This is a genomic window from Candidatus Leptofilum sp., assembly GCF_965223285.1.
GTDB lineage: Bacteria > Chloroflexota > Anaerolineae > Promineifilales > Promineifilaceae > Leptofilum.
In genome coordinates, this window is the sequence record NZ_OZ244997.1 from 2,193,343 (window position 1) to 2,205,953 (window position 12,611).

Annotated in this window: 11 protein-coding genes; 4 read left to right on the forward strand and 7 right to left on the reverse strand. The window is 48.8% G+C overall.

Translation table 11 applies throughout. The features are described from left to right. Positions 1-10: 10 nt before the first annotated feature. The 6 genes from ACOQPU_RS10100 to ACOQPU_RS10125 all read right to left on the reverse strand — a co-directional run bounded on the left by ACOQPU_RS10100 (position 11) and on the right by ACOQPU_RS10125 (position 7,126). Positions 11-298 carry a hypothetical protein gene (locus tag ACOQPU_RS10100; RefSeq protein WP_420644987.1) on the reverse strand — a complete coding sequence of 96 codons (288 nt, stop codon included), beginning with the start codon at positions 296-298 and terminating at the stop codon, positions 11-13. A gap of 66 nt (positions 299-364) precedes the next feature. Continuing rightward, complete coding sequence (locus ACOQPU_RS10105; protein ID WP_420644988.1) at positions 365-1,234, reverse strand: carbohydrate ABC transporter permease; 870 nt, start codon at positions 1,232-1,234, stop codon at positions 365-367. 43 nt (positions 1,235-1,277) lie between these two features. Continuing rightward, entirely contained in the window at positions 1,278-2,222 is a 945-nt protein-coding gene (locus tag ACOQPU_RS10110) for an ABC transporter permease (RefSeq protein WP_420645824.1), read from the reverse strand. A gap of 143 nt (positions 2,223-2,365) precedes the next feature. Beyond that, positions 2,366-4,129, reverse strand: coding sequence for a hypothetical protein (locus ACOQPU_RS10115; protein ID WP_420644989.1), 1,764 nt, complete (start codon positions 4,127-4,129; stop codon positions 2,366-2,368). 117 nt (positions 4,130-4,246) lie between these two features. Next, a complete protein-coding gene (locus ACOQPU_RS10120) occupies positions 4,247-6,172 on the reverse strand; it encodes an amylo-alpha-1,6-glucosidase (RefSeq protein WP_420644990.1) in 1,926 nt (641 codons plus the stop codon). A gap of 57 nt (positions 6,173-6,229) precedes the next feature. Then, a complete protein-coding gene (locus ACOQPU_RS10125) occupies positions 6,230-7,126 on the reverse strand; it encodes a carbon-nitrogen hydrolase family protein (protein ID WP_420644991.1) in 897 nt (298 codons plus the stop codon). Between the two features lie 94 nt (positions 7,127-7,220). On the opposite strand from ACOQPU_RS10125, the gene ACOQPU_RS10130 reads away from it, so the two are divergent. Genes ACOQPU_RS10130 through ACOQPU_RS10140 form a run of 3 tightly spaced genes read left to right on the forward strand, consistent with a single transcriptional unit; the run spans position 7,221 to position 10,292 of the window. Next, the gene (locus ACOQPU_RS10130; protein WP_420644992.1) at positions 7,221-8,060 is read left to right on the forward strand and encodes a hypothetical protein; all 840 of its coding nucleotides are present in this window, start codon (positions 7,221-7,223) and stop codon (positions 8,058-8,060) included. Continuing rightward, entirely contained in the window at positions 8,060-9,145 is a 1,086-nt protein-coding gene (locus ACOQPU_RS10135) for a uroporphyrinogen decarboxylase family protein (RefSeq protein ID WP_420644993.1), read from the forward strand. Before ACOQPU_RS10130 ends, ACOQPU_RS10135 begins: the two co-directional genes overlap by 1 nt. A 22-nt stretch (positions 9,146-9,167) precedes the next feature. Next, positions 9,168-10,292, forward strand: coding sequence for a uroporphyrinogen decarboxylase family protein (locus ACOQPU_RS10140; protein ID WP_420644994.1), 1,125 nt, complete (start codon positions 9,168-9,170; stop codon positions 10,290-10,292). 33 nt (positions 10,293-10,325) lie between these two features. On the opposite strand, the gene ACOQPU_RS10145 is transcribed toward ACOQPU_RS10140, so the two are convergent. Continuing rightward, entirely contained in the window at positions 10,326-11,462 is a 1,137-nt protein-coding gene (locus tag ACOQPU_RS10145; RefSeq protein WP_420644995.1) for a GntR family transcriptional regulator, read from the reverse strand. A gap of 155 nt (positions 11,463-11,617) precedes the next feature. On the opposite strand from ACOQPU_RS10145, the gene ACOQPU_RS10150 reads away from it, so the two are divergent. Then, positions 11,618-12,610, forward strand: coding sequence for a creatininase family protein (locus ACOQPU_RS10150; RefSeq protein ID WP_420644996.1), 993 nt, complete (start codon positions 11,618-11,620; stop codon positions 12,608-12,610). The last annotated feature ends 1 nt before the right edge of the window (position 12,611 follow it).

Here is a 12,611-nt window from a genome sequence, read left to right on the forward strand (position 1 = left end):
TTGTATTCCTCTAACGGTTTAGGGGATCTTTCCTGAGCACGAGGCTGGGCATATATTGCTCTTTTTCAAAATAATAATGCCCCGGTGGATGTGAACCTTCTGGAAGGGTACCCATAAAGGGAAAGAGTAGGAATTCATCAGTAATGGGGGTGCAGCCATGTTCAACCCCGGCCTCGATCATCCAAACATCCCCTTCTTCTAGCTCAAAGTCACTTCTATTCCCGTCGCGGTCTACCATGTGAGCGATGGCCCGACCGCCCATCATCAGCCACGCTTCGTCGCTGTCATGGAAGTGCATTTCCACGGGATTCGTGGGAGTGAATACGATGGGTTTTGGTTTTCTATAAAGTGGCATAGTAACTATCTACCCTTTTACGGCGCCTAAGACGATGCCTTTCACAAAATGCTTTTGCAGGAAGGGATAAACGAGGAGGACGGGAATGAGGGCGACGAACATCTGTGCCGAAAGCAGTGTTTTATCGCCGACGTTTTGGAAGAGGAGCGCCTGTTGCAAGTTATTGATGTCTCGATTGACGTTCATGGCGTAAAGATAGGTTTGCAAGGGATATTTGTTGATGTCCAGGTAGATGAGGCCGGTAAAGTAGTCGTTCCAGATGGCAACGGCCGTAAACAAAGAAATCGTCACAATAGCCGGTTTGCTAAGAGGGACGATAATCTTTGTCAGGATGGTGAAAAAGCCAGCGCCATCCATAATCGCAGCCTCTTCCAGGGAGGGCGGCAGCATGCGCATAAAATTCATGACAATGATGACATTGAATACCGGCAGTAAGCCAGGCAGAACCAGAACAAGGTAATTCTGTAATAAACCCAGGTCACGGATCAATAAGTAAACGGGTACCAAACCGGCGTTGAATAACATCACAAATATAATGATGATCATAATGATGTTACGACCGGGCAAGGTTCTTTCCGATTTGCTCAGGGGGTAAGCCATAAGCACGGTAAAAACCGTGCTCAATACCGTGCCCACGACAACTCTGACCACGCTAACAACAAAACTTTTTAGGAAGGCTGTTTCTTGCAAAATGACCTTATAGGAATCAAGAGAAAAGCCTTTGGGGGTCAAGAAGACAAGCCCTTTCACCACCTGATCTTGTGAGGAAAATGATATAGCCAGGACGTTTATCAGGGGGATGATGCAGATAAGTGCCAGAAATCCCATAACCCAGTAGTTCAAAATAGTGTAGATGGAAGCTCTTTTTTTGCCGCGCATGGTTCAATTCACTCCTTCAAAAAACGGTCACTGACCTGAAATTCTAGAAAATCCGGTAATCTGTGTATTTGTAAGCCAGGCCATAGGACACAATGAGCAATATCATAGATACAATAGACCGGAAGAAGCCAACGGCCGTTCCCAACTCCCAATTGAAATCCACCAGCGAGATTCTGTAGACAAAAGTATCAATAATGTCGCCCGTGGCGTACACTTGCGGATTATACAGATTCAATACCTGGTCAAAATTGGCATTCAAAATACTGCCTATGGAAAGAATGGCCGTTAGCAGCATGATGGGTGTGATGCCTGGCAGCGTCACATAGCGGGTTGCTTGCAGCCAACTAGCCCCATCTATTTTGGCTGATTCATACAGTTGAGGATCGATAGAAAGGAGCGCGGCCAAATATAGAATGGTGCTAAAGCCGAAATTCTTCCAAATATCAGAGGCAATGAGAATGGTTCTAAACCAATCATTGCTGCCTAAGAAAAATATGGGGTCACCGCCAAACATCACGATAAGGTTGTTGATCATCCCCCCATCGGTGGTCAACATGTTTTTGAGAATACCGGCCAAAATCACCCAGGAGATGAAATGGGGTAGATAAATCAATGTTTGTACCGTCTTCTTGTACCAGGTTACCCTAATTTCATTGATGAGGATAGCTACAATAATAGGCACGGGGAAGCCTAAAACCATTTTCAAGATAGCGATGATGAGCGTGTTTTTAAGCACTTGCCAGGTGTCGGGCAGCGAAAAAAGGTAGGTGAAGTGTTGCAAGCCAACCCAAGGACTGTCGGCAATGCCGCGTGAGGGAAAGAAATCCTTGAAGGCGATGGAGATGCCATACATTGGGGCAACGTTGAAAATGAAAACGACGATCAAGCCCGGTATGGTCATGAGGTATAAAGGCCACTTGCCAGCCATTCTGCTCTTAAGGCCGCCAGAAGTGCTAACTGCTGCGGTGGCTGCTACTTGAGAGGTCATTGCCCCCAACGGCCGTTCCCCAATCACATCTTTTTCAGGAATTTCCATGTCACACTCTCCTCAAAAGCCAGGTGTGGTTACAAAAAGATCGTATCTTCTCAATGGTGCTAGCGTAATGAGAAGATACGATCTTATAACGGCGATCAGTTAGCTGCTGCATTCACCTCTTCTATGATTTGCTCACCGCCAAGCTCTAGATATTCTTGGATGAAGTTATCATATTCAGACACGTCCGCATTGCCCGTAATGATATTGATAATCGTTTCCGTTTCCAGCTTGCCCAGGATCGAGCCCTGTGCTTGCATCGTTTCGGTTGGGGCACCAAAATAAGCACTAAAGACATAGTTTTCCGTCGGATAGCTTTCGTGAACACCGACTGACCCGAGGAAAATATCGGAAAACTGAATTTGCTGCCATGGTTCAGGGTTGTTGAGCCCAGAGATAATGCTGTATGCTTGCATATGAATCTGATACGGAGGATTTTCAGGATCAAAGTCCGGGTCCTCAAGCGCCCTGGCAATGGGTGACGAGTCGAAGAATAGGGGGTCTTGCCACTGCAATGCCGCCCAGTTATTTAACGGAATGCCCTGGAAATCGGGCTGGTTGCCCAATTCAAGCATCTCCTTCTGGAAACTGCCTGGTGTGCTGAGGGCATCGGGATCCAGGTAGTTGTTGACTGCGACAATCAAGGCTTCTGGATGCTCGTAATCTGCACGGACGCCGTAATAAGCGTTGGCGGGAAAGGCGACAAAAGGCCGGTATTCGTCCTCTGACTCGCATGGAGGAATGGGGGCAGTAATCCACTCCACACCCTCTTGATACGTGGTTTGCATGCCAGGATCAACGGGCTTCCAGAAAACACCCAACCACAAACCGTACCGGCCAGCGCCAACGCCTTCATCAACTTGCATGAAGTCCTTGGAAACAAATTCAGGGTCAATGGCTCCAGCTCCATAAAGGTTCCGGAGAATTTCCAAGATATCTTTCAAACCGGGATCTAATGACCCATGAACAATTTCACCATTTTCACCTTCAATAAACCGAGTCGGATAATAGCCGCAGGCATTGGCCACAATTTCGTAGGTGTTGAGCAAGGAATCGGTCACATCGCCATCAATAGGCAAGCCCCAGGTATCATCTTCACCGTTCCCATCCGGGTCTTCTTCAGTAAAAGCAATAGCTAGTTCAATCACCTCTTCCATCGTTGTAGGCACATCGCGGCCAACCGCTTCTAGCCAATCCTTTCTGATCCACATAGTGCGCAGCGAGCCTTCGACATTGGACGTAGCCGGAATGCCATAAATGGCATCGCCCCTGGTGACTGGGGCAAAAAGAGCGCCGTCAAAGGCCATTAACTTTTCGAGGACAACGGGATCCATGTACTGGTCTATCAAATCACTTAAATCGAGGAGCATATCATTTCTGATCATTTCTTCGAATTCAGCCGACGAGGCGCCAACAATATCGGGCAAATCATCGGAGGCGATGGCTAACTTAACCTGCTGGGCATAGGCTTCAGAGGCAGTCTCGATCTTATTGACAAACTGGATGCCCATCGTCTCTTCCCAAACATCGTAGACAGCGTTGTCTGACGGTGTTTGATCGCCGAAGTAGCCAAAGAAGGTGTCGGCCGGTTTTATGACCGAAACTTCAGCGGGTGGATCCAGTTTATAGAGTGGTTCATTAACAACGGGGGCATCTTCCTCAACGGCCGTTTCCCCACTGCTGTCACTTTCCCCACTGCTATCATCAACCGCTGAGCTGTTGTCATCTGTGGCCGATGTGTCTTCTTCACTGGCCGTTCCGCCACCACAAGCAACGATAAACATCAACAGCAGCATCAATGTTATCAAAAAGGTCGAGGCTTTCATGATGGAATAGTTACCAAATGCTATCTTTCTCTTCATTTCCCACTCTCCTTATTCAACTTGTATACATACAAATATAGTCAACTGCAAACATTATACAAATTGATATACAATCCGTCAAGTGTTCAGTTGTTCATCAAAAGCCTCGTGTTCCAATTACGGGGTAATAAGCGCCTCTTGGGCAATCTCTTTACCGTTGAGGACAACGGTATTATTCAGCTTATTCAGATGAGTTACGTCACACTCCAGCCGGATGCCGCCGGGCGCAGTAATATCCACCGCCACGCCAGCGAGGCTTTGTTTAATGGTGATGATGATGGGGCCTTTGGGGGTGGGGATACGGCCGTTGACAAACGACAATGCTCCTGGATTTGGCTTCACACTCACCCGGGAAAAGCCTGGCGCGAGCGGTCTCACCCCCAAAACATAAACGCTCATGATATGCGTGATCCAGCCAGACCAGCCATGACTGGCGCTGTTCAATACGTCTGTCTTTGAATGTGCCACAAATCCCTTCAGCGGAAATTTCCCCGTATCGGCCTCAACCATCTCCCAAAAAGTGCCTGGCTCCTGCAAAACCATATTCCCCCAGCAGTTCCTGATAAGCTCAAAAGCGCCGTCTATATCACCCGTTTTGAAACGCGCCTCCACCTCATACGCCGTCATAAACGGCCAAATCTGGCGGTTGTGGGGGTAAATAATGCCCTCAATTTCATCATCGAAAGTGTCACGACTGACGGGAAAGCCATCATAATGATGACAGTCTAGCGGCACCTTGATATTTTGCAGATAAATATCCAACGTGGTTGAGCCAAATGGTGTCCACATATGCTCGCGTATGTAATCGAGAGCGCACCGACTGCGATTCTCGTCAGCAATGCCAAAAACAATTGCCAAGACATTCGTATCCAAAAACACCGGCGCTTTTTCACTAATGAAGGTCGCCTCATCAAGATAAACACCCCGTTCTTCATCCCAAAAATGATCATTAATAGCACGACAGGTCTTTGCAGCTTTGCCAACAAGCTGATCAGCGAAAGAGGGATTGCCCATGGCTCGTTCGATGTTGGCCGCGCATTGAAACGCATGGGCGAGGATACATTGCGTGGCGGCAGTGTACCCCTGACGGGCAATTGTCCACATCCAGGTTCGGTCATTAAACATCAACCCCCGCTCATCCAGATCAAGCAGAATCCAATCCAGACAATTTCTAAAGGGGAGGTACATATGCTCCAGAAAGTTCATATCTCCTGAGTAAAGATAACATTCCCAAAGTGACACAATCCACCAGAGGTTATATTCCTTAAAATCTTGACGAGAGGCATTGCTTGCCGGCAGTTTGCCGCTGGTTTCTTGCAAATCGGCAAAGAAACTTAAGGTGCTTTTAGCCACGCTATACTCTCCAAATGCCGAATAGAGGGTCAATGCCTCAGGACGAACATCACCAATCCAGGCTTCCATATCACGGCGTGGGCCATCCATGATGATGTATTGAGAATAGGGGCTAGACCATGATTTTAAGAAGGATTTATGTGTTTCTGGCAATTCTTGTTTGTAAGCGACGGTGGCATCAGCTTTTTGCACGCATAGCTGATTGGTATACGCGCCCATCGTCCAAATCTTGTTCAATAGCTCATCAGAAGCGTGAAATTGGCCGCGATAGTGAAATGGATAGGCCGAAAACTTCACCCCGATTTTGCGGATCTCGATCCAGCTTTGGGAAGGCAATGGCGCATCAGATAGAAGGGTGAGACGCATGTAGCGCAGCGCAAGATGGCTGGCATCAATCCACAAACTATTTTTTGTAGTAGTTACTTTGATTTTTCGGCTAAAAAACATGGCATCTTGGCGAGGACCATATTCAATATAAAGGGAATCGTGGCTGCTCCCTTTAATATCCAGAAAAAGATAGCCAGTGGTCTTAATTCCGAAATCGAACAATATTTCTGGGCTTCGTTGACGGCCGTATACAGCAATCTTGGCGTAATCCCGACTCGTGGACACCATGTTTTGCACGTCTAGCAGTTCACCTTCGTGCGCGTCTGCAGAAATTATGGTGGGGAAGATATATCCAGTTTTCATAAGACGATATCCTTTTGGAAAATAGGACAGTTGGCCAGAAGCCCGCTGCGCAATTGGCTAAAGTTGGGCTTTATTGGTCAGGCTTTCGCACTCTTCGTGAACCCAGGGAATATCTGGATAATCTTGCCACATTTTGACATCTTGGGTGAGCAAACCATACATATCGGGGCGACGCTGGTGCATCTGCCGCAGATGTTTGCGCTGCTTTCTCAGCTCATGCAGGTTGATGGTGGCGTGAACGCAGGCGTCACCTCTTTCGGCAATGCGGGGAAAGAGGCGGCGTGGTTCAGGGTCACCTACGGCCGTTACACAACTACCGCGTGGTCCCGTAAAACCGGTATTGCTGCCGTTGGTAATGTTGGCGCCAATCACACAGCCATACGCATCGGCGGCAAACATGCAGTAAGCATCTTCTACCTGACCATCACGGCCGTTTATCCACAAAATCAGTTCTGCTCCAGCATACGACGTGCAGCCCCACGCTTCTGGAAAATAACCGTCATAACATTGCAGAATGCCAATGGGACCAAAATCGAGATGAAATACCTTGAACTGATTGCCCAGAATCCCGGTTGCTTCCGCCGTGGATGCCGATGTTGAGGCGGGCGGCCAAAAATAGGGGGGATCGCCAGATGCGGGATGGGACTTCAGATAACGACCCAGCACATCGCCGGCCCGATCGACGACAATGGCTGTTGTGGCCCGCTTTGTGCCATGACTTTCAACCAGACCGCTAATGGCATACATGGCATGTGAGGCGGTTAATTCCCGAAATTTCAGCACCCGTTCATGATCAATCGGAATGCGGTCACCCAAAACGTATTCAGGAAAAACAATCAGGTCAGACCCATAATCGGCCGCTTGTTGAAAGAAATGGGGCATTCGCGCAATGACGCTGTCCGCGTCACCGTAATCAGTTAGCTGCACGAGTGTAACTTTTGCTTCATCTCTCATTCGTATCCTCCATTCATCTGTGTTATATTTGTATACATACAACACTATACATGATGACCTAGTTTTGTGATTTTGTCAATGAGGAAGAACAAAGATGATAATTTTGCAGCCCACCCAAACAAGATATGTTGAAATTCACCATCTGCAATGGCACGCTGTCTGGCATTTACAATTTCCTGAATCAATTGGCTGCCGTCAAGGCTGGGTCATGGATTTCCCGGCCATTTATCCGCAATGGCAGCGAGCCGAAGATGGTGGGTATGCGTATCATTGGCAGAGTGATGCTCAGTACATTGCAGAACAGGAAGGACACCAGGCCAGAAACGCCGCTTTCGGTCAGGAAAAGAAGCAATTTATTGCCGGTGTCCATTTATACGCTGCACTAACCCCGGCAGAAACGGCCGTTTACCTGCATCTTGAACTCACAAACAACAGCCAGCAGCGCTTAACAGGTCTCGTGTGTGAAGGGGGCTGCTTCCAGGCCAAAAGCGCCGCCTTTACGGCAGAAGACGAAGTAAGCAGAACCTACATCTCTACCGCTGATGGGATGCAGGCGCTGTCTACCTTGACCCGAACGCAGCTAGAGCGTTGTGTCTACCACACCGATTTGCAGGCGTATGAGTTGCCGCCCGACAATGAAGGGGAGTGGTTTTGGGGCAGAAGCCAGGACAGGGTGGTGGCTCCCGTTATGGTGGGGATGGTGGCTGTAGATGGAGGGAAAACGGCCGTTATCGGCTATGAAAACGCCCTGTCCGGTTCAGCCAACGCAGACGAACATCATTGTATGCACTCTCGACCACACTTTGGCGACCTGCAACCGGGTGACACTGTCATTAGAAAAGGCATGATCGCCTTTGATTCTGATATTGAATCCGCTGCCAAAAGAGTCAGGGAGTATGTCTCTATCCGTGAAAACGAAAACAATAGGAGGTAATGATGAACGTAAAGCCAAAAATGTGTTCCAAAGAGCGCGTTCTCACCGCTTTTGCCCGCCAAGAGCCAGATCGTGTCCCCATCAACTATTTTTATAACGAAAACATAGACCAAAGGCTCAAGCAGCACTATGGTCTCAAAGCCAACGATGACGAAGCACTGCGGCAGATTTTAGGCGTCGATTTTCGTACACCGTATGTACCCTACGTTGGTCCCAAACTGTTTGATGATGTCCCCGGCCGACAGGTGGACATCATGGGAGTACATCGCGTGTGGGTTGAAAATGCATATGGCGGTTACTGGGATTACGTTGACTTTCCGCTTAAAGATGCCACGCTGGATGAGATCGCCGCCTGGCCTATGCCCAATCCCGACGATTTTGATACCTCACAAGTGGCAGCCCAATGCCAGATGTGGGAACAATATTGTCTCTCCATAGGCGATCCCGGCATCACCGATTTCATCAACAGCACCGGGTTTTTACGCAGTATGGAGCAGGTACTTGTCGATCTGATCACGGATGAACCCGCTTGTTTGGCTTACTTTGATAAGAAGCTGGCCTTTCAATTGGGGTTGATGGAACGAATTCTTGATGCGGCAAACGGCCGTATCGACATCTTTTGGATGGGCGAAGACCTGGGCACACAGCGCGGGCCAATGATTAGCAAAAAACTGTACCGCAAACATCTGCGCCCCCGCCACCAACAAATGATCGACCTGGCCAAATCATATGATTTGCCCGTCGTCATGCACTCATGTGGCTCCAGCAGTTGGGCATTTGATGACTTCATAGAAATGGGCATCAACGTTGTTGATACCTTGCAGCCAGAGGTCAAAGATATGGCACCAGCCTATCTCAAAGCCACCTATGGTGACCGATTGGCATTTCACGGCTGCATCTCCACGGCCGGGCCGGTAGCCTATGGCACAGTGCAAGAAACAATTGACGACGTGCGCCAAAAACTAGAAATCATGATGCCCGGTGGCGGTTATGCACTCTCCCCCACCCATCAACTGCAAGACAACTCACCCACGGAAAATGTCGTCGCCATGTACGAGACTGCTCAGGCGCATGGCTGGTATTGAAATTATGAATGAGGAAGGATGAATGATGAATCATCTCGAACGATTTTTAGCTGTCATGGAATACCATCCTGTTGACCGCGTTCCCAACTGGGAAGCTGGTGTCTGGCCGCAGGTTGTTGCGCGTTGGGAAGCAGAAGGTTTGAATGGTACCGACATGCATTGGAACTGGTTCCCTGGTGAGGAATCCATCGGCCTCGACCCCAGAGAATTTATCTACTTCAACCATAATTTGATGCCTGGCTTTGAGCGGGAAATCCTGAAAGAGACCGACCGGTCAATTACCTTCAAAGATGAACAAGGGCGTACGCGCAAGGCGCTTAAGGCTGGGTCTGTTGGTGATGCGCGCATGTCAATGGATCAATACATCGATTTCCCCGTGCATAACGAAGCTGAATGGCAAGCGGTGAAGAAACGGCTCGACCCGCGCGATCAAAAGCGATACGAGCCTTACTGGCACGTTTTTCGGGTCGATGGCTGGCGCAATCGCCGTCATCCTCTTGTTTTTGCACCGAACACATCCACGGCCGGTTTTTATTGGCAAGCGCGAGAACTCATGGGCACTGAGGGGCTTTCATACGCCTGGTATGATCAGCCCAACCTGGTGCATGACATCATGGAACATGTCGCTGATTTTCTGATTGAGGCGGCTAGACCGGTACTGGCTAAAACAACGGTTGAGTATATCTGTCTGGCTGAGGATTTGGCTATGAAAACGGGGCCGCTGCTTAGCCCCAAAACCTATCGCACCTTTATTTACCCTCGGCTCAAGCAGGTAATTGATTTTTTTAAGTCGCATGGGGTGCGCTATATTTGTGTGGACACCGACGGCAATCCTGAGAAGCTGATTCCCATGATGTTGGATGCGGGTGTGGATGCCTTGTGGCCGTTGGAACGCACGGCCGATCAAGACCCCATTCGTTTGCGCCAGAAATACGGCCGTTCTCTGCGTCTGTGGGGTGGGGTAGATAAGCGGGTTTTAACCCAGGGGCCAGAGGCGATTGATGCCCATTTGCGCACATTGCAGCCGCTTATTGAGGAGGGCGGCTTTATCCCTACAGTCGATCACACCGTTCCACCCGATGTGAGTTGGGCTAATTTTCAACATTACCTGACTAGCAAAGCCAAACTCTTGCGAGGACAACTCTGAGCATGGTAGGAATTTGCAACTCAAACTATGGGGTCAGTCAGAGAGTTTGTTACCGATTGATTCTCTGATCACAAGCGTTGGTGTTATGATGATGCTATGGGTTACTTGACCATTGAGGTGATCTGGTTCACGATTGATGCGTGTTTTTAATAGATCGTAGGCGTGGCGACCAAGCAACTTTCTGTTTGGAGCCACTGAAGCCAGTTTCACTTGCAAACTTTCACAGATACTGGAATTATCATAGCCTACGACCGACACATCTGCCGGGATTTTTTTGCCACAATCCAAAATAACCGTATAGGCCGCAGCGGCTGTGCCATCGGCATCGGTGATAACGGCCGTTACCGGATTTTCCGCCAGCAGCAATGTACGCAGCTTCTCTTGCCAACTGTCTTCAGAAATATCAATCAGCTGTGGTTTTTTACTGCTACCTACTGTTTGGATGGCTAACTTGAATCCCTCTGAACGCTCCATTAATCCCTGTGGGTCACTGTTGACGCCATCAAATAGGAAAACAAACTCCTGATGGGCCATACCTATTAAAGTCTGGACTGTATCGTAGATGCCAACCGTATCATCTACAAAAGTTGCATCACAGTTAATATGAAAAGGTGGCCTGCCTATCATGACAATTGGTACGCCAGACTGTGCGAGCTTTTCGTAATTCTTGATGATAACGTTTGATCTTTTAAGACGATAGGGTGTGAGAATAATGCCAGCTGGGTTTTGCGACAGCATTTGATCAATAGCCTGTCGTTCTCGTTCAATACTGTCGTTGAACATGACGTTGATACTGTAGCCATCTTGAGAAGCGCGTTGTTCTATCTCTTTTAGAATACGGCCGAAATATTCTGTAATTTCGGGAAAAAGCAGCCCAATCGTGCGATTCGCCAACTTTGAAGTAAGATTGCCTTTGCTCAACAACTCTGGTTCAATCGAATCTGCAACAAAGGTACCTTTTCCCTGAACAGTTTGCAGCATTCCCTTTTTCACTAGCTCGGAATACGCTTTTCGCACAGTTAAACGACTGACCCCTGTCTGGTCGGCAAGTTCATGCTCAGATGGCACACTTTCTCCAGACTTCAACTCCCCATTTCTCATTAGATCAAGCACATGATCTTGTATCTGGATATATAGTGGCCTTTTACTTGTTTTATCAATCATCTTCATATTATTCATGCTTGTTAACAAATCCGCAAGAGCCAGTATTATGCTGACTCAACTTTCCCCACTAGTATTGACAGTCTATTTGTATTAAGTTATATATATACAATTAAATCAGCCTTTTTGCAAGCCTATAATTAGTGTCTGGCTAAGGAATGAGCATGAAAGAAGTACGATGGGAGCGCATGTTCCCCGATCAATTGGAAGCGGCATTTCAAAACTGCCCGCTGCTCTATTTTACCTACGGCCTTTGTGAGCCGCACGGCCCGCAAAATGCCCTCGGCCTGGATGCGCTTAAGGCGCACGGCATTGCCTGTGAAGCAGCCCGCACCTTTGGCGGCATCGTGGCTCCGCCCGACTACTGGCATATTCATGAACTGGGCGGCTATGCCACTTGGGGAGCCAAGTATGTGGGTGAGGTGCAGCGGAAATGGTTAACGGCCGTTCCTCCCTGGATTCACTTCAAAAATATCTGCTACCACATCCGCACCGCCGACACGCTCGGCTTCCACGCTGCCATCTTTTTAACCGGTCATTACGGCCCCAATTGGCAAGACCTCAAAACCCTCATCCAACTCATCCAACCCTACACCAAAACCCGACTATATGGTTTGCCCGACTTTGAGGCCAATCAGCCGGGCTTTGCTGGCGAGGGGCAAAATGATGGCTTCCAAAGTGGCGACCATGCTGGAAAAATAGAAACATCCTTGCTCTGGGCGGTCGAACCAGCTTGTGTCGATTTGTCCCGCCTGCCGCAGGCTGTGCGGCAAAATGTGCCAGACAAGCCCCATTACCAAGAAAGCGCCAAACCGGGAGAACGGCCTCTGCGTGAAGGAACGGCCGTTCCCAACACCCCACCCTACTTTGCTATGGGCGCAGATGCCCCTCACGCCAACAGAACCATTGGTGAACGAATGGTACAGGACGAAGTGGACTGGCTAACCGCCAAAGCCCAAACACTACTAGACGAATACGATGCTACCGCCGCCGCCCCTGGGCTGTCCACCTTTGAATCCGTAGAGCAGTTTTGGGATAAAGAGATACGACCACGGCTGCCGGAATTTAAAAGCATGTCACTCGATTTTGGCCTCATTGAAACCGTTGACGAACAATCTGTCTGGTATGCCAACTGGCACGTTCCTGAGCGCAGCTAAG